The sequence below is a fragment of the Streptomyces sp. NPDC102274 genome (assembly GCF_044766385.1).
Taxonomy (GTDB): Bacteria; Actinomycetota; Actinomycetes; order Streptomycetales; family Streptomycetaceae; genus Streptomyces.
Map to the genome: position 1 here is coordinate 1 of NZ_JBIWLW010000056.1, position 16473 is coordinate 16473.

General features: G+C 69.0%; 13 protein-coding genes and 2 pseudogenes. 4 read left to right on the top strand and 11 right to left on the bottom strand.

Annotation, left to right across the window (positions count from 1 at the left end):
- Positions 1-247 precede the first annotated feature (247 nt).
- Entirely contained in the window at positions 248-775 is a 528-nt protein-coding gene (locus ACIRQP_RS38980; protein ID WP_403899627.1) for a GNAT family N-acetyltransferase, read from the top strand.
- Between the two features lie 38 nt (positions 776-813).
- Positions 814-1297, top strand: a pseudogene (locus tag ACIRQP_RS38985) (transposase); the annotation flags it as partial.
- A 376-nt stretch (positions 1298-1673) separates the two neighbouring features.
- On the opposite strand, the gene ACIRQP_RS38990 reads toward ACIRQP_RS38985, so the two are convergent.
- From ACIRQP_RS38990 to ACIRQP_RS39005, 4 genes are all read right to left on the bottom strand, one after another.
- Positions 1674-2630: an ABC transporter permease subunit gene (locus tag ACIRQP_RS38990; protein ID WP_403899629.1), complete on the bottom strand. Its 957-nt coding sequence runs from the start codon at positions 2628-2630 to the stop codon at positions 1674-1676.
- Entirely contained in the window at positions 2630-3538 is a 909-nt protein-coding gene (locus ACIRQP_RS38995; RefSeq protein ID WP_403899631.1) for an ABC transporter ATP-binding protein, read from the bottom strand. The genes ACIRQP_RS38990 and ACIRQP_RS38995 overlap by 1 nt, the downstream gene beginning before the upstream one ends.
- A complete protein-coding gene (locus ACIRQP_RS39000; RefSeq protein ID WP_403899633.1) occupies positions 3535-3939 on the bottom strand; it encodes a GntR family transcriptional regulator in 405 nt (134 codons plus the stop codon). Before ACIRQP_RS39000 ends, ACIRQP_RS38995 begins: the two co-directional genes overlap by 4 nt.
- 346 nt (positions 3940-4285) lie before the next feature.
- Positions 4286-5161 (bottom strand): helix-turn-helix transcriptional regulator, encoded by an 876-nt coding sequence (locus ACIRQP_RS39005; protein WP_403899635.1) that lies wholly within the window; start codon positions 5159-5161, stop codon positions 4286-4288.
- 105 nt (positions 5162-5266) lie between these two features.
- Here ACIRQP_RS39005 and ACIRQP_RS39010 point away from each other — a divergent pair, with 105 nt between their 5' ends.
- A complete protein-coding gene (locus tag ACIRQP_RS39010; protein WP_403899637.1) occupies positions 5267-5965 on the top strand; it encodes an SDR family NAD(P)-dependent oxidoreductase in 699 nt (232 codons plus the stop codon).
- Between the two features lie 332 nt (positions 5966-6297).
- A complete protein-coding gene (locus tag ACIRQP_RS39015; RefSeq protein ID WP_403899638.1) occupies positions 6298-6891 on the top strand; it encodes a helix-turn-helix domain-containing protein in 594 nt (197 codons plus the stop codon).
- 415 nt (positions 6892-7306) lie between these two features.
- On the opposite strand, the pseudogene ACIRQP_RS39020 reads toward ACIRQP_RS39015, so the two are convergent.
- From ACIRQP_RS39020 to ACIRQP_RS39050, 7 genes and pseudogenes are all read right to left on the bottom strand, one after another.
- Positions 7307-8414: pseudogene (locus ACIRQP_RS39020) on the bottom strand (ABC transporter substrate-binding protein).
- Between the two features lie 317 nt (positions 8415-8731).
- The gene (locus ACIRQP_RS39025; RefSeq protein ID WP_403899641.1) at positions 8732-10522 is read right to left on the bottom strand and encodes a gamma-glutamyltransferase family protein; all 1791 of its coding nucleotides are present in this window, start codon (positions 10520-10522) and stop codon (positions 8732-8734) included.
- The gene (locus tag ACIRQP_RS39030; protein WP_403899643.1) at positions 10503-11540 is read right to left on the bottom strand and encodes an ABC transporter ATP-binding protein; all 1038 of its coding nucleotides are present in this window, start codon (positions 11538-11540) and stop codon (positions 10503-10505) included. The genes ACIRQP_RS39025 and ACIRQP_RS39030 overlap by 20 nt, the downstream gene beginning before the upstream one ends.
- Positions 11537-12520: an ABC transporter ATP-binding protein gene (locus tag ACIRQP_RS39035; RefSeq protein WP_403899646.1), complete on the bottom strand. Its 984-nt coding sequence runs from the start codon at positions 12518-12520 to the stop codon at positions 11537-11539. Before ACIRQP_RS39035 ends, ACIRQP_RS39030 begins: the two co-directional genes overlap by 4 nt.
- Positions 12517-13434 carry an ABC transporter permease gene (locus tag ACIRQP_RS39040; RefSeq protein WP_403899649.1) on the bottom strand — a complete coding sequence of 306 codons (918 nt, stop codon included), beginning with the start codon at positions 13432-13434 and terminating at the stop codon, positions 12517-12519. The genes ACIRQP_RS39035 and ACIRQP_RS39040 overlap by 4 nt, the downstream gene beginning before the upstream one ends.
- Positions 13431-14384 (bottom strand): ABC transporter permease, encoded by a 954-nt coding sequence (locus ACIRQP_RS39045; RefSeq protein WP_403899651.1) that lies wholly within the window; start codon positions 14382-14384, stop codon positions 13431-13433. Before ACIRQP_RS39045 ends, ACIRQP_RS39040 begins: the two co-directional genes overlap by 4 nt.
- A gap of 76 nt (positions 14385-14460) precedes the next feature.
- Positions 14461-16014 (bottom strand): ABC transporter substrate-binding protein, encoded by a 1554-nt coding sequence (locus tag ACIRQP_RS39050; protein WP_403899653.1) that lies wholly within the window; start codon positions 16012-16014, stop codon positions 14461-14463.
- Between the last annotated feature and the right edge of the window lie 459 nt (positions 16015-16473).

Consider the following 16473-nt stretch of genomic DNA (forward strand, 5'->3'; position numbering starts at 1 on the left):
GGACCGTACTTCGAGCGCCGTGCCATGTGGATCTACACCCTCCCGGACCATCAAGAACCATTATCAGGTGCGTCCACGCCACGGGGGTCACCTCAGTACCAGCTCGACACCCGGTATCTGGACTTGTTCGGCGAGAACACGAGCTGCGCGATCGACTCGATCCTCCAGCTGGCGTAGGGTGCGGCGGCGCGGGCACCCTCGCATAGGCTGGCCGTCTCATCCGACGCACCGCGACGGGGATCAGCCCATGCACAGCAGCACCAGGATCCGTCTGATCGAGCCCACCGACGCCGCACCGATCGCCGCGCATCGGGTGCGGGACTTCGAGGCTTTCCGGCCGTGGGAGCCGGCCCAGCCGGCCGACTTCTTCACCCCGGAGGGCCAGGCGGAGCGGATCGACAGCCTGCTGGCCGGATACGGGGCCGGCACGGTCTGGCCGGGCGTGGTGCTCGCCGACGACCAGGTGATCGGGCAGGTCACCGTCGGAGGCATCCTGCCGCAGCCGCACCTGCGTCGCGGCTCCGTCGGATACTGGATCGCCAGCGTCGCCCAGAATCAAGGGCACGCCGGGCACGCCGTCGGGCTTGTGCTCCGGGTGATGACGGACGAACTCGGGTTGCACCGCGCCGAGGCGTCCACCAATCTGGAGAATCTGCCGTCGCAGCGGGTGCTGCGCCGCAACGGGTTCAGCCCGTACGGCGTCGCGCACTCCTCGATCTTTCTCGACGGGAGCTGGCGGGACGGGCTGCTGTGGGAGCGGGTCCTCGGCGACTAAGACCATGTCCTATGTGGAGATCGCTCGTTGAGCTGAACATGGGGCGGGGTACGCGGAGTTGGATTGTTCCGGATGGACTGTGGGAGATCGCGGAGCCGTTGGTCCCGCCGTCGAAGGTCCGGCCGCAGGGCGGCGGGACACAGGACACGCCTGATGACCTGATGAGACGCTGTTCGCCGCGATCGTCTATGTGCTGGTGAGCGGTTGCGCCTGGCGGGCGTTGCCGCCGTGCTTCGGGATCTCGAAGTCGACCGCTCACCGCCGGTTCGTGATCTGGTCCAGAGCCGGCCTCTGGGGCCGGCTGCACGAGGCCGTCATCTGGCCGGTCTCCACACGAGACACGACCCTGAAAACGGCTGGCACTACAAGCCGCGCAACCTCCACACCGGCAAGGCGTACGACGTGCCTGACCTGTGTAAATGGCTCCGCGGTAAACGCATCGGTGTCCGCATCGCCCGCAAAGGCATCGAATCCAGCGAACGATTAGGACGCCGAAGGTGGGTCATCGAGCGCACCATGTCCTGACGTGAAGCGGTTGGGGCGAGCGGGCGGGCTTCCGTCTACCGTCTGCTCGGCGGCGGCCGCCCACAGGGACTCGGAGGGGCGTGCCGGGTACGCGGCGGGCGACCGGGCGTCCTCGGGGCAGCACGGCCCGGCCCCGCATGTCCTGTCGGCACCACCGAAGCGTTCAGCCCCGTCTTCGGCGTGCATACACACCGTCCGGGTCGGTGTGCGTCTCCTTACGCGCCTTCTGGCGGCAGCGCCGGGACCACCAACTCGATCCCGCCAAGTGGCAACCCCCTCCTGCGCTCAGCGTCACATGCCTCACCGTAGGGGCTTGCCAGCGGTACGCAGAGGGAGTGCGGAGTGTTCCTGCCGCTGCGAGGTGCGGTCCGGTTCAGATGGCTCGTCGGCGGATGCGTATCACCAGCACGGTCAGCAGGACGGCGGTGAGCGCGATGAACAGGCCGGCTTCGATGGCCTGCAGGGTCCAGAAGCGGTCGCCGGGCTGGTATTCGTACCAGTCCTTGAGGCCGTGCCGGTGCAGGTAGCCGGGCCACTCCTCGCGCGGCATGCCGGCGGCGAGGGTGTCGGCCTCGACCTTGCTCAGCCGGTGCCCGTCCGGGCCGACCAGGCCGTGTCCGAGGATCCGGTCCTGGGGTCCCGGCTGCAGCGCGTGGACGTTCCCCGCGGTGGGGTCGAGCGTGACCTGGCGGGGTGGCAGCAGATACATGCGCAGCTGCGTCTCCACCGGGACCCGTACGACGAGGTAGGCGGCGAAGGTGGCTGCCATGGCCGCCAGAGTGCGGCGGAGATAGGCACCTGCCACCGCGCCGGCCACGAAGGCGAACAGCGTGTGCGCCGGAAAGACCAGGCCCTGCACCGAAAAGGCCATGTCGAGGCGGCCTTTGACCTTCGCATCGGCGGAGAACCACCAGGTGACCAGCCACGACAACGCGCACGACGTCAGCAGGACCCCCGCTCCGGCAACGGATATCTTGGTGCGTAGCCAGCGGGTGCGCGGTACGGACTGGGACCAGGCCAGTTGCCAGGTGCCCTGCTCGTACTCACGGGCCAGCAGGGGTGCGCCGAGGAACAGGCCGGCGGCCGCGGGCAGTGCCACCAGCCAGGGCACCACGTTGTTGATGTAGGGCTGGTAACCGTCGGCGATGTCCTGCAGGAAGACGCTCTGACAGCCGCTGCGCATGGTCTGTAGGCAGTCGTCGACGCCGGAAACGGTGAACAGGTGGTGCATGTCGAGGGCGTTGGGGACCAGCGCGAGCGCGGTCAGCGCGAACACGGCGGCCAGCAGGGCGGCATCCATGCGGTGCTGGCGCCAGATCAGCCACTTCATCACACACTCACCTCGCCGGCGACACGGTGAGTGCGGGCCCGATGGGACTGCTCCAGGTAGGCGTGCACGAGGTCCTCCAGACCGAGCGGATGAGCCTGCCAGCCGGGCGCTGCTGGGCCCGCGCCGGTGCGGGCCACAACGTTGATGTGCCGTTGACCCTGCGCGACGGTGAGCACGCCGTCCGCCGAGCGCAGGGCGTCGTCGCTGTGTCCGTTGCGCGGGCCGACCAGGAGTCGGTGCCCGGCCAGGAGCGTGTCGAGGTCATCCGCCAGCCGGATGCGGCCCTCGTCGATGAGGACCAGGTAGTCGCAGACCCGCTCCAGCTCGGTGACAACGTGCGAGGAGAAGAGCACAGTGATCGCGTCGTCGGCGACAGCGGTCATCAAGGACCGCAGGAACTCGCGCCGGGCCAGCGGGTCCAAACTCGCCAACGGCTCGTCCAGCACGAGCAGCCGGGGCCGCTTGGCGAGCGCCAGGACCAGAGCGACCTGGGCCTGCTGCCCGCCGGAAAGCTGACCGGCCCGGCGCTCCAGCCCAATGTCGAGGCCGGCCAGGCGGCGCTCCGCGTATGCCTGGTCCCAGCCGGGGTTCATCTCGCGCCCCAGACGCAGCAGTTCGCGCACCTTGAAGCGCTTGTAGAGAGGGTGTTCCTGGGCGACGAAGCCGACCTGGGACAAGGCCGCGACGGTGTCCGTGGCAGCATCCCGGCCCAGCACGGACACGGTGCCGGAGGTGGGATGCAGCAGCCCGGCGATCAGGCGCAGCAGCGTGGTCTTGCCTGCACCATTGGGGCCGACCAACGCGACTACGCGGCCCGCCGGCAGATCCAGGTCGCAGCCATTGAGGGCGAGCAGCTTGCCGTACCGCTTGGTCAGGCCGCGGGTGCTGACGACCATGTCGGTGCTCATGCCACGCCCTCTCCGTCTGCGACGCCGCTCCCCCGCCGTACGGCGGCGATCAGCGCGGTGACATCGGCCTCGTCGAGGCCGGCCGCCTGCGCCTGGTCCAGCCAGCGCTCCAGGTTGCGGCGCAGGACGGCATAGCTGCCTGAAGGGACTGCCGCGCGAGGCGATTCGGCGACGAAGGTCCCGATCCCCGGCCGGCCGTGTACCAGCCCCTCTTGCTCCAGCTGGCGATACGCCTTGGCCACGGTGTTGGGGTTGATGGCGAGCTCGGCGACCACCTCACGGATCAGCGGGAGACGGTCTCCGGGCAGTAAGTAGCCCAACAGCAGCGCGCCACGCACCTGGTGGACCAACTGCAGATAGGGCGGGACCCCGGACGCGGAGTCCTGATGGAAGACGAACATGACCTCCCCTCCATTCTTCTACTACTTCCCTAGGAAGCTAGTAAAAGTAGGCCAATGAAGGAGCTGCTTTGTCAAGAGGCGTGCACCGAACGCTCGATCCTCTGCTGGTGGTCCCCGAGTTGCTCGCGGAGATCAGCGTCGACCCCGCGGTCGACCGGGGCGTGCCCATACGAGAGCTGGGGTGACCAGGGCGCGCATCGAGTTGTGATCAATGGGCGATCCCGAATGAGGTCTTTGACCCAGATCAGATCAGGCGCTCGACGGTGTTCCTCTCCTTGGAGAAGTCGGCATCGTGGTTCGGCACTCGCCGCGCACATGCGGCCGGTCGATCGACGCGTAGGTCGGATCAGCTGTGCGTGGTGGCGGGTGGGCCGGCGATAGCGATGAGCCGGAACTTGGTCTCGTCCTCGCTGCCGGGCACGGCGGTCATGATGACGATCTTGAGTTCGGAGTCGCCGTCCATCAGGATGTCGCAGTCCACCGTGACCGGGCCAACCGACGGGTGGTCGATCGTCTTGTGGTCCTCGCGGTGTGCGGCCACCTCTCCGGTCGCCCATAGCTCGGCGAACCTCCTGTTGCCCGCGTTCAGATCGCGGATCAGCGCGGCCAAGGGGCTGTCCCGAGGGAAGCGGCCGGTGGCGCGGCGCAGGTCGGAGACGACGGCGGCGTCGGTGGCGTCGCGGTCCGTCTCGGTCACTGGCCACAGCGCGAGGTGGGCGGGACCGGCGTCCACCGGGAACCTGTCACGGGCGAAGTTACGCAGCCGCGGCGGCGAGGCGGAGGGGTCGCCCAGCAGGGCGGCCCACCCATGGTTCCACCACACCAGTCGCCAGTCCGCCGCGAACACGGCAACCGCCACGTCCCCGAGCCGGGCGAGCACCCGCTGCATGCCGGGCGGAAGATGGTCGGAAATCGCGCCGCCCACCGGCGGGACGAGCTGGGCCAGCCGGTACAGGTGATCCCGCTCGGCGGTGGACAACTGCAGGGCGCGCGCCAAGGACGCCACCACCGACGCTGAGGGTGTCGTGGCCCGCCCCTGCTCCAGGCGCACGATGTAGTCGACCGACACCCCGGCCAGATCGGCCAGTTCCTCACGCCGCAGTCCCGCCGCCCGGCGCCCGCGGGCCACCGGCAGCCCGGCGGCCGACGGAGGCAGCCGGTCCCGCCACGTGCGGATCATCGCGCCCAGTCCGGTTCCGGAGGTCGTCGACATGCTCTCCATCCTCCTGCATCCCCAGTCGTGCGTGTCAGCGCGAGGGTGGTACTGGTTTTCCTACCGTCGAAGCCTGCCTGGTCCGCCTACTCCGTCGGGACCAGTATCGAACGCATGACGATCACCTTCATCACCGGAGCCAACAAGGGTCTCGGCCGTGAGACCGCCCGCCGCCTGATCGAGTGTGGCCACACCGTGCTCGTCGGAGCGCGCAACCGCGAGCAGGGCGAGGAGGCCGCCGCCGCGCTCGGCGCACGCCACGTCCCCATCGACGTGACCGACGACGCGTCCGTGGCCGCCGCGGCCGCGAACGTCGCCGAACACGAGGGAAGGATCGACGTCCTGATCAACAACGCCGGTGTCCACGGTCCCGTCGGCGACCCCAGCGACCTCACCGCCGCCGACGCCCGCGCCGTCCTCGACGTCAATGTCATCGGCGTCATCCGCACCACCACCGCGTTCCTGCCGCTGCTGCGCCGCTCGGACGCCCCTGTGATCGTCAACGTCAGCAGCGGCATGGGCTCCCTCGCCCTCACCCACGACCCCGCCCGGCCCGAGTCGCGCGTCCTCGCACCGCTGTACACCTCCTCCAAGGCGGCGCTGACGATGTTGACCACGCAGTACGCCAAGGGACTCAAGGGCATCCGCGTCAACGCTGCCGACCCCGGATACACCGCGACCGACCTCAACGGTCACAGCGGCCCCCAAACCGTCACGGAGGGCACGGACGCGATCGTCGCCCTCGCCACCGAGGAGCCCGGCGCCGGCACCGGACGCTTCGTCTCCCGCCATGGCGAGATCGCCTGGTCCTGAAACAGCCATGCGGCGGATCAGGCATTTCACGCGACGAGGACAGCGCGAACGCGTCGCAGTATTCGGAGTGGCTCCAGGGCGCGGATCGCATCGAGATCAATCTGCGGTGTACGCCCGACCGGTGAATTGACGCATCGTCAGGCGAGGCGATACTGAAATCCCGCAGTCGCCGATCCCACGGTCACCACCAATCGGGGACGGGTCCGCGGATGTCGATACGATACCCGTCCCCTGGGCGGAGCACGCAATGACCCGTTCGCGATATCGAACGTATCATTGCTACGCACGACCTACTCAAGCGAACAGACCTGACGATCGAAGGAGATCGCCCGATGTCCCCCAGCAGCCCGGTCCGAACCGCTCTGGCCGCCAATCTCCGCCGGGAGAGGAACCGGCGCGGCCTGTCGCTCTCCGAGCTGTCCCGGCTGTCCAAGATCGGCAAGGCGACCCTGTCGCAGCTGGAGTCGGCCACCGGAAATCCGACCATCGAGACGGTCTTCAGCCTCTCCCGCGCCCTGGGGGTGCCCATCTCCGATCTGCTGGACACCGGTCACGCGGAGGCGCTGACCGTGGTGCGGGCGGCCGAGGTTGACGTGCTGAGCGGAGAGGGCGTAGATCTGCGTCTGCTCCGGCGGATCGAGACCGGCGGGGTCATCATGGAGGTGTATGACCAGCAGGTACGCGCCGATTCGCAGCAGCCGTCGCTCGGGCATGCCGGCACCGAGCACACCGTGGTGCAGAGCGGCACGCTCGAAGTCGAGGTGGACGGCCACCAGGTGGAACTGGAGCCTGGCGACTACGTGTCGTTCGATGCCTCGCTGCCGCACCGCTACGCGGCGCACGACGGGCCGGTGCGTTCGGTGTTGCTGCTGCAATACCGATCGGGGAGCAGCGCCCTGCACGAGGCGCCGAGCACGCCTCACTGACGGCGGCACGGCACGGGAAGGGTCCGCGGGGGCGGCGGGCGCTCCGTTCTCGGGTGGCCGTTGACGCCTCCAACGCCTAGCCATAGCCTCAACTGCGTTCGTTATGCAGAACGCGGCCTGATGTGTCGTGGCCGCCAGAACCGGGTGCTGCCGCCCTGGGTGAGCGTGCTGGCCCGGTAGGTATCCGAGGCCCGCACGACGGCCGAGCGGTGTCTGTAGGAGGCGGTGACGCGGGCGACGCACCGGGCCGATTCAGGGCTCGCGCCGATGTTGGCGGAGCTGCTGGAGGTACCAGATGGCAAGCGGGTAATGCGGTCGACGCCCCCGCCGCGAAGCTGAGAGCCCGTATGAACACGTAGACCGGTAGACAGCCTCAAGTCCGGACAGATCTGGGCAGTCGGACCTCCCTGCTCTCTCAGCCGGCGCGAAGGATCCGGAAGCGATCGGGTTCCGCCGGATCTCGGTCAACGACTTGGATCGGCGTCCAGGCCCACTGCCAAACGCTGATGCCGGGCGTGCGGGAGAACTGGATCTTCCCGCGGGTGCCTTCGACTGCAACATGCGGCCAGGATTCGGCAATGCGCGCCCGGTCCGTGCCGTGTGAACGAAGCACGTCGGCGAGGACGGCGACCGTGTCGTAGCCCTCGAAGGCGACGAAGGAGGGCGCTTCGGCCAGCCGCTCGCGGAGGGTCGTCTCGACTCGTACACCGAGTGGGCTGAGGTGCTCGGGCAAGTAGCGCAAGAACGGGATCGCGGTGCTGTTCTCGCCCAGCGAGGACGCCCATTCGGGGGAGCTCGGGTTGCCCGGCCGGAGCACCGATCATGATTTCGGCGAGGCGCCGGTCGTGGCGGACGGACTCGACGATCGGCACCGCCGGGTCCGGGTGGCCGACCAGGAGAAGGAGGGCTGTCGCGCGATGGTCGACGAGTGCGTCGCACACGGCCGTGGGGGTAAGCGTGCGCATGTCGAGTTCGGTGACGGTGCCACCGCGTGGAGCGAGGTAGTCCCGCAGAATGCGGGCCCCAGACGCCCAGTAGGCACTCGGCTGGACTGCTGCGGCGATGCGACGGTGGCCCGCGCTGAGGAGGAAGTCCGCGTAGAACCGCCAGCCGCGGGACTGCGGCGGGGAGAGGCGCGCGACCCATTTTGTCGGCTGTTCGGTGAGCGCGTCGAGAACCGCTGACGAGCAGAGGAACGGCAGGCCGAGGGCGTCGGCCCTGGTGGCAGCGGCGCGAGCGACGACGCTGTGATACTCCCCCGCCAAAGCAGCCACGCCCAGGCGAGCCAATTCGTCTACGGCCGACGCGGCCTTCTCCGGATCAGCCGCGGTGTCTCGGACTACCAGTTCGAGTGGTCTTCCGAGGATCCCGCCGGCGTCGTTGACTTCGCGAACGGCCAGCTCGAGTCCAGCGAGCAAGTGCCGGCCCGCCTCGACCCAGCCGGGCCGGGTGAGCGGAACGAGAGCGCCGATCTGGACGGATGATCCGTCAGCCGGTCGAGGTGGCGGTGGTGGCGTATTCATGTGTGGGTGTCTTCCGTGTGACGACTGGGTCGCAGGTTGCCCGGATCACAGAATGGCAAGGTCCGGTGGGACGCGTCCATCTCATCCCGCCATGGCGGGCGCCCCCATGGTGATCACGCCCGGAAGACGCGGTTCTTCGCCTCGGAGCGGGGATGGGTGCGCCGGTAGACCTCCGACGAGTCGGGGGTGACGCCGACGAGGCCGCCGGTGACCAGGCAGGCACGCAGCGCCCGCCGAACCGGTCGAGCGGGACCCGCACCCGGTGGTCCCGTACGTGAATGCCCCGGAGCGTGTGCTCCGAGATGATCACCCGCCGCTCACCTGCCCACCGCGTAGCCCTGCATACCGCGCGCGTTGGCCGCGGCCTTGAGCCAGCCGTCCTCACGCGCGACGGCGCTGACGCGGCCCAGTGACCAGTCGCCGTCCACCTCCATCTCGTGGCCACGGCGGGCGAGTTCGGCGATGAGGTCGGGCGCGAGACGGCCCTCGACCAGCAGATGTCCCGGGTGGGAGTCGCGCGGATAGAACGAGTTGGGCATGTGGGTACTGTGGAACTCCGGTGCGTCGATGGCCTGTTGGAGGCTCATGCCGCCGTGCACCACGTTGAGGAAGAAGTGCAGTGACCACTGGTCCTGGAAGTCGCCGCCGGGCGTGCCGAAGGCCAGCCAGGGCTTGCCGTCGCGGAGCGCGAAGGACGGGGTCAGTGTCGTACGGGGGCGTGCGCCGGGCCGCAGGGAGTTCGGCAGCCCCTGCTCCACCCAGAACATCTGGCCCCGGGTGCTCAGGCAGAACCCGAGTCCCGGAACGGTCGGTGAGGACTGGAACCAGCCGCCGCTGGGCGTGGCCGAGATCATCATGCCTCCGCTGTCGGCCACGTCAAGATGGCAGGTGTCGCCACGCGTCTCCCCCGAGGGCGCGACGGTGGGCTCCCCCGCGCCGGCCGCGGCGGCCCCGCCGCCGGCGGAAGGCTGCGCGTGGTCCGGGTAGTGCGGGAGCCGTGGTGCCCGGCCGTCCGGGGCGCCCGGCAGCAGTTCCAGTGAGGCGGTGCCGGAGATCAGCCGGCGCCGTTCGTCGTTGTAGTCCCGGCTCAGAAGAGCGGTCAGCGGGACGTCGGTGAAGTCGGGGTCGCCGTACCACGCCTCCCGGTCTGCGAACGCGAGTTTGCCAGCCTCGATGACCGTGTGTATCCAGTCGGCGGAGCCGGGCCCCATCTCGGCCAGGTCGAACCCCTCCAGCAGGGCGAGCTGTTGGAGGAAAACGGGGCCCTGCCCCCACGGTCCGGTCTTGCAGACGGTGTGTCCGTGGTAGTCGAAGGTGACCGGTTCCTCGACGGCGGGCTCCCACCCGGCGAGGTCGTCGGCGGTCAGCAGCCCGCCGTGTGCGCGCCCGGAGGTGTCCCGCACCTCGGCGCCGACGCAGTAGGCGCCTATGGCCTCGGCGACGAAGCCGCGGTACCACGCGTCGCGTGCCGCGCCGATCTGGTTCTCCCTGGTGCCGCCCGCCGCCTCCGACTCGTCGGCCAGCCGCCGGTAGGTGGCGGCCAGGACGGGGTTGGTGAAGCGGCTGCCGCCCGCGGGGACGGCGCCTTTCGGCAGCCAGGTCGCGGCCGAGGTCGGCCAGTGGGCACGGAACATGTCGGCGACGGTGCCGATCGCGGTGGAGACCCGGCCCAGGAGGGGGTGGCCGTTGGCGGCGTAGCCGATCGCCGGCTCCAGTACGTCCCGTACCGTCCACGTACCCCAGCGCTCCAGCAGCGTCATCCAGGCGCCGAACGCGCCGGGCACCACCGTGGGCAGCAGGCCGGTGCCCGGGACCAGGCCGAGACCGAGGCCCGCCAGGTGTTCGCCGGTGGCGGCGGCGGGCGAGACGCCCTGTCCGCAGACGACCGACACCTTCTCCTCGTCCGGGGACCAGAGCAGGATCGGCACTTCGCCGCCGGGGCCGTTGAGGTGCGGCTCCACGACCTGGAGGACGAAGCCCGCGGCGACGGCCGCGTCGGCGGCGTTGCCGCCGCGCTCCAGCACGCTCATGCCGGTCGCCGAGGCGAGCCAGTGGGTGCTGGCGACCATGCCCATGTCGCCGACGAGTTCAGGGCGTGTGGTGAACAATGCCGTTCCTTCCGATGGTGATGTCGGGCCCGCCGGTCTCCGGGGTGACGAGGTGACAGGAGACGAGGTGGTCTCCTGCCGTCACGCCCGTCAGCGCCGGAACGTCCCTATGGCAGCGGTCGACCGCGACGGGGCAGCGCGTGTGGAACGGGCACCCCGCTATCCGCTTCGACTGGCTGGGCAGGTCACCGCTGAGCACGACGCGCTCCCGTGCGCGGCCGTGCCCGGGGTCGGGCAGCGGCGCGGCGGAGAGCAGGGCCTGGGTGTACGGGTGCTGGGGGTGGGCGAAGAGTTCCTCGCGGGACGCCGTCTCGACGATCCTGCCGAGGTACATGACGGCGATGCGGTCGCTGATGAACTCCACGACGGACAGGTCATGGGTGATGAAGAGGCAGGAGAATCCCATGTCGTGCTGGAGGTCGAGCAGCAGGTTGAGGATCGATGCCTGTACGGAGACGTCCAGGGCGGAGACCGGTTCGTCGGCGACCACCAGCTTGGGTCCCATGACCAGCGCTCTGGCGAGGGCGACGCGCTGACGCTGGCCGCCGGAGAGTTCGTGCGGGAAGCGGGCCGCCATCTCCGCCCGGAATCCGACGCGTTCGAGCATGTCCCCGACGCGGCGCCGGCGTTCGCGTGTGTCCGACTCGCGGTGCTGCCGGAGCGGACCCGCGACGATGTCGCCTATCTTCATCCGCGGGTTCAGCGAGGAGAAGGCGTCCTGGAAGACGACGTGCACATCGCGGCGCAGCGGCCGTAGCCGCCGTCGGCTCATGCGGGAGATGTCGGTCCCCAGCAGCCGGATATCGCCGGCCGTGGGCATGACGAGGCGGGAGACGCATTTGCCGACGGTGGACTTGCCGCTGCCCGACTCACCGACCAGGCCCAGCACTTCGCCCTGTCCGATGCTCAGATCGACGCCGTCGACCGCGCGTACGGGCCCGTTCCGGCGGCCGGCCCGCGACCTGCCTCGGTAGTGCTTGACCAGTCCGGTCACTTCGAGGACCGCGGTGTCGTTCATGAGGTCTCTCCCCGTCCCGGGTGGTAGCAGGCGACCAGATGGCCGTCCTCGACGTGTTCCAGCGGCGGACGTGCGGCGGTGCAGGCGCTGCTCGCCCGGGAGCAGCGGGCGGCGAACTGGCACGCGTCGGGGTCGGAGGTGGATGGTGGTACGAGTCCGGGGATCTCGGTGAGCCTGCGCCTGGCGCCCCGCAGCACCGCTCTGGACGGCAGCGCGTCGAGCAATCCCAGCGTGTAGGGGTGCTGGGGCCGGTCGAAGAGCGCCGTGGTCGGCGACTGCTCGACATGGCGGCCCGCGTACATGACCACCACCCGGTCGGCGATGTCGGCGACAACGCCCAGGTCGTGGGTGATGAGGATGACGGCGGTGCCCAGTTCGTCGCGCAGTTTGCGGATGATGTCGAGGACGCCGGCCTGGACGGTGACGTCGAGGGCGGTCGTCGGCTCGTCCGCGATCAGCACCTTGGGGTCGCAGGCCACCGCCGTGGCGATCATCACCCGCTGGCGCATGCCTCCGGAGAGTTCGTGCGGATAGGCGCGGACGCGCTGCGCGGCGTCGGGTATGCCGACGAGTTCGAGGAGTTCGACGACCCGTTCGCGGACCTGGGCGCGGGAGAGGCCGGTGTGCCGTCGTACGACCTCGCCGATCTGCCTGCCGATGGTGTACGAGGGGTTGAGGGAGGTCATCGGCTCCTGGAAGACGACCGAGATGTCCTTCCCCCGGATGTCCTGCATGCGTTTCTCGGAGAGCGTGGTCAGTTCTACGCCGTCCAGCACGACGGATCCGCCGATGGTCGCCGAACCGCCGTCGAGGAGCCGTGGAATGGCCATGGCCGTGGCTGTCTTGCCGCAGCCGGACTCTCCGACAAGGGCCAGGATCTCGCCGCGTCCGAGCGTGAACGATACGTCCTTGGTCGCGATGACCGGGCCGTCCTCGGTCCGGTATTCGACGCGCAGATCCGATACTTCCAGCACGGTCATCCCAGCTCCCTGGGGTCGAGCACGTCGCGCAGGCCGTCTCCGAGCAGGTTGAAGCCCAGGGTGGTGAGCGCGATGGCGAGGCCGGGAAAGAACGCGAGCAGCGGTTCCTGGGCGAGGAACTGCTGGGCGCTGGTGAGCATGACACCCCACGACGCCTCCGGTGGCTGGACGCCGAGGCCCAGGAAGCTCAGCGCCGCCTCGCCGAGGATCCCGGCCGGGATGGCGACGGTGGCCTTGACGATCAGGGTGTTGGTCATGTTGGGCAGGATCGCCCGTGACATGATCGCGATGTCGCGGCTGCCGTCGGCGACGGCCGCCTCGACGAAGTCCTGCTGGCGCAGCACCAGCGTCTCGCCTCGCACGATCCGTACCACGGAGGGGAGTTCGGCCACCGCGAGAGCGATGATGACGTTGCGCAGCGACGGGCCGAGGATGGCGGCCATGCCGACGGCGAAGATCAGGTACGGGAACGACAGCACCACGTCGGTGAGGCGCATCAGGACGGAGTCCGTCCAGCCGCGGTAGAAGCCGGCGATCAGCCCGAGCGGGATGCCCACCGCCATGGCCAGGGCGGTGGAGACGACGCCGGCCAGCAGCGAGACCCGCGCGCCGTTGGTGATCCGGGCCAGGACGTCGCGGCCGAGGTCGTCGGTGCCGAGCGGATGGGCGCCCGAGGGTGAGCCGAGGATATGGGTGAGACCGAGCCTGGCCGGGTCGCTCGTCAGCAGTGGGCCGACGAGTGCCACCAGGAGGAACAGCAGGACCAGTACGGCGCCCGCCACGGCCATCTTCCGGCGCAGCAGACGCCGTACGTTGCGCCGCCACTGCGGCACGGGCGCCGTCGTGTGCTGCTCCCCGGTCCTGGTCGGGGGCGTCGCCGGGGGCGGGCCGCTGTCGAGAGCCGCTGTGTTCATTCGGACGCTCCAGCCATGCGCAGGCGGGGATCGAGGTAGGCGTAGGTGACGTCGACCAACAGGTTGACCACCACGTAGCCGGCGACCGTCACCAGTACGGCGCCCTGGATCACCGGGTAGTTGCGCGAGGACACCCCGTCGACGATGAGCTTGCCGAAGCCGGGAATGACGAAGATCTGCTCGATGATGACGGCGCCGCTGATCAGCCCCGCGAGTTGGAGGCCGATCACGGTTGTGACGGTGGTGAGGCTGTTGCGCAGGGCGTGGACGACCTGCGCCGTACGGGAGAGGCCCTTCGAGCGGGCCGTCCTGACGTAGTCGGCGGACAGCTGGCTCAGCAGGGACGAGCGGGTCTGGCGCATGATGACGGCCGCAAGACCGGTGCCGAGGACAAGGACCGGCATCACCATGCGTTCGATGTTGCCGAGGGGATCGTCGGCGAAGCCGATGAAACCGGAGGCGGGCAGGACCTGCCAGTGCACGGAGAAGATGACGATTCCGACGAGGCCGAGCCAGAAGTGCGGTACGGAGAGACCGAAGAGGCCGAATCCGTTGGCCACGTAGTCGAGCACCGATCCGCGGCGCACCGCGGAGACGATGCCGGCCAGCACACCGATCACCACCCCGACGACGATCGCGAGGAAGGTGAGTTCCAGCGTCACCGGGAGGCGTTCACCGAGGATCTGGGTGACGGGCGCCTTGTCCTGGGTCGAAGATCCGAGGTTTCCCTGCAATGCCTGGCCGACGTAGGAGAGGTACTGGACCGGGAGAGGCTTGTCGAGGCCGAACTGCTGGCGGATCGCCGCGACTGCTTCCGGCGAGGGGCTCTCTCCCGCGAGCACCGTGGCGGGGTCGCCGGGCAGTGCCCGGACTCCGAGAAACACCGCGATACTGGCAAGGAAGAGAGTGACCACTGCGGTGCCCGTACGACGGAGTATGAACTCAATCATGAGACATGCGGATCTTCCTGGGATGGGTGGTCACTCGCCGGTGACGCGTGGCGGATGATGAGTGGCCGGTGGCGGATCAGGGGGACAGGGTCGCGGTCTTGAACCGCGGAATTCCGTCCGGTGGGTAGACGACGCCGTGCACCTTGTCGCTCGTACCCGTGAACCATCGGTTGTGGTAGAGGTAGATCAGCGGCCGTACGCTGCCCACGCGTTCCACCGCCTGGGCGTACAACTGGCGTCGCTTCTCCGCGTCGTTCGTGCTGCCGGCCCGCTGGATCAGTGAATCGACGGCGCGGTCGCTGTAGCCGGAGAAGTTGTTCGAGCCGCCGGTCGTGATGATGTCGTTCGTGTCGCCGTCCGGGTCGACGCGTCCGGACCATCCCACGATGTACGCGTCGAACTTGCCCGTCCTGGCGAGTTGCAGGGCCGAGACCAGGTCCAGGGGTTTGATGGAGACCTTGAATCCGACGTCGCCGGCCATCGACTGCACGACCTGGGCCTCGCGTTGGGTCGCCGCGCCGGTGGTCGCCATGAGATCGACGGGGATGGGCGTCTTCAGCCCGGACTTCCTTACGAGTTCACGGGCGGCGTCGGGGTCGAACGGTGTGCAGGGGACCTTCGTGTGCAGCGGACTCTGCAACGGCAGGGGCTGGCAGTCGGGCACCTGCTGGTCGTTCCAGACGGACTTGTTGAGGATCTCCCGGTTGATGCTCATCTCGAAGGCTTTCCGCAGGGCCGGGGATTTGCTCAGCGGAGTTCCGGCATCGGGCCGGACGTTGAAGGAGAGCGACTGGTAGGCGATGGTGTCGGAGCTGAGGACCTTGGTGCCGTCCGCCGACTTCAGTTTGATCGCGTCGCTGGCATCGAGGTGTTCGGCGGCGTCGATGTCTCCGGATTCCAGATTCGCCGTCGCGATGCTGGAGTTGGTGATGAATTTGTACCGGACGCCGTCCAGCCGCACCTTGTCCGCGTCGTAGTAGTCGTCCGACTTGACGAAGTCGATCTGATTCCCGGAGACACGGCTGTCGAAGGAGAAGGGCCCTACGCAGACGGGCGCGGTGCCGAAGTCGTCCCCGAGTTTCCTGACGACGGTGGGCGACATGATGAGCCCGGCGCGGTCGGCGAGTTGGGCCACGAGCGGGGCGGACGGCCGCTTCAGCACGATGTGTACCGTGGCGGGGTCCTTCACCTCGACCCGCGAGACGGCGGAGAGCTCGTTGACCCTGGCCGACGCCTTCATCGTCAGGTGGCGGTCGAGCGTGGTTTTCACGGCGGCGGCGTCCAGCGGTGTGCCGTCGTTGAACTTGACGCCCTGCCGGATCGGGATGTCGAGGGATTTCCCGTCCTCGGCGACCGTCGGGAGCGCGGCCGCCAGTTGCGGAACGACCTTGAGGTCGCCGTCAACGTCGTAGAGCTTCTCGCAGAAGCTGGTGAACACCATGCGCGCGGCGAAGGTGTTGGCGAGCGTCGGGTCGAGGCTGTCCGGCTCGGTGGGCGTGGAGATCGTCAGGGTGTTGGCGGACGGCTCGCCGGAGCCGGCCCCTGGTGTGGAACAGGAGGCGAGCAGAACGGCGGCGGCCACCGCTGCCCCCGCGGTCAGTGCGCGTGGACGCGGTGTGCGTGGACGCATGAGTCCTCGATGGGGTCGGGAGAAGGGGGCATCTCAGCGCTCACGCATCCAGCGTTCGAGACCGTCGGCGTCGAGACGGAGTGCGTCCGAGAGCACGTCGGCTCCGTCCGCGGTGACCACGACGTCGTCCTCGATCGGACGCCGATACCGCGCAGCGCCTTCTCGACCGAGGTAGGCGTCCGGTCCCCGACCGACCAGCCGCGCCCCATCGACTCCGCGAGGGGCGCCGGCTCCGCCGGGCGCGGCAGTCGAGGTGCTCGCGGTGGACAGGCGCCGGTGTGGTCCACCGGCTTGGGTATCCGTTCGTCGGCCATCCGTGCGCGCCTCCGGGTTTCACTCGTATTTCGTATGAGTAAACGAACTCATTCGTTCCATAGAGCGAACACAGAGACGGTAGGACCGTGTCAGATGAGTGTCAATGCTCCGCCATCCCGAATTCGCCGCGCAGGGTCTCCGACT

Bases quoted from the DNA above. Each gene is read 5' to 3' on its own strand.
- ACIRQP_RS38980 (WP_403899627.1), top strand. From the start codon at position 248: ATGCACAGCAGCACCAGGATCCGTCTGATCGAGCCCACCGACGCCGCA.
- ACIRQP_RS38990 (WP_403899629.1), bottom strand. From the start codon at position 2,630: ATGAAGTGGCTGATCTGGCGCCAGCACCGCATGGATGCCGCCCTGCTG.
- ACIRQP_RS38995 (WP_403899631.1), bottom strand. From the start codon at position 3,538: ATGAGCACCGACATGGTCGTCAGCACCCGCGGCCTGACCAAGCGGTAC.
- ACIRQP_RS39000 (WP_403899633.1), bottom strand. From the start codon at position 3,939: ATGTTCGTCTTCCATCAGGACTCCGCGTCCGGGGTCCCGCCCTATCTG.
- ACIRQP_RS39005 (WP_403899635.1), bottom strand. From the start codon at position 5,161: ATGGAGAGCATGTCGACGACCTCCGGAACCGGACTGGGCGCGATGATC.
- ACIRQP_RS39010 (WP_403899637.1), top strand. From the start codon at position 5,267: ATGACGATCACCTTCATCACCGGAGCCAACAAGGGTCTCGGCCGTGAG.
- ACIRQP_RS39015 (WP_403899638.1), top strand. From the start codon at position 6,298: ATGTCCCCCAGCAGCCCGGTCCGAACCGCTCTGGCCGCCAATCTCCGC.
- ACIRQP_RS39030 (WP_403899643.1), bottom strand. From the start codon at position 11,540: ATGAACGACACCGCGGTCCTCGAAGTGACCGGACTGGTCAAGCACTAC.
- ACIRQP_RS39035 (WP_403899646.1), bottom strand. From the start codon at position 12,520: ATGACCGTGCTGGAAGTATCGGATCTGCGCGTCGAATACCGGACCGAG.
- ACIRQP_RS39040 (WP_403899649.1), bottom strand. From the start codon at position 13,434: ATGAACACAGCGGCTCTCGACAGCGGCCCGCCCCCGGCGACGCCCCCG.
- ACIRQP_RS39045 (WP_403899651.1), bottom strand. From the start codon at position 14,384: ATGATTGAGTTCATACTCCGTCGTACGGGCACCGCAGTGGTCACTCTC.
- ACIRQP_RS39050 (WP_403899653.1), bottom strand. From the start codon at position 16,014: ATGCGTCCACGCACACCGCGTCCACGCGCACTGACCGCGGGGGCAGCG.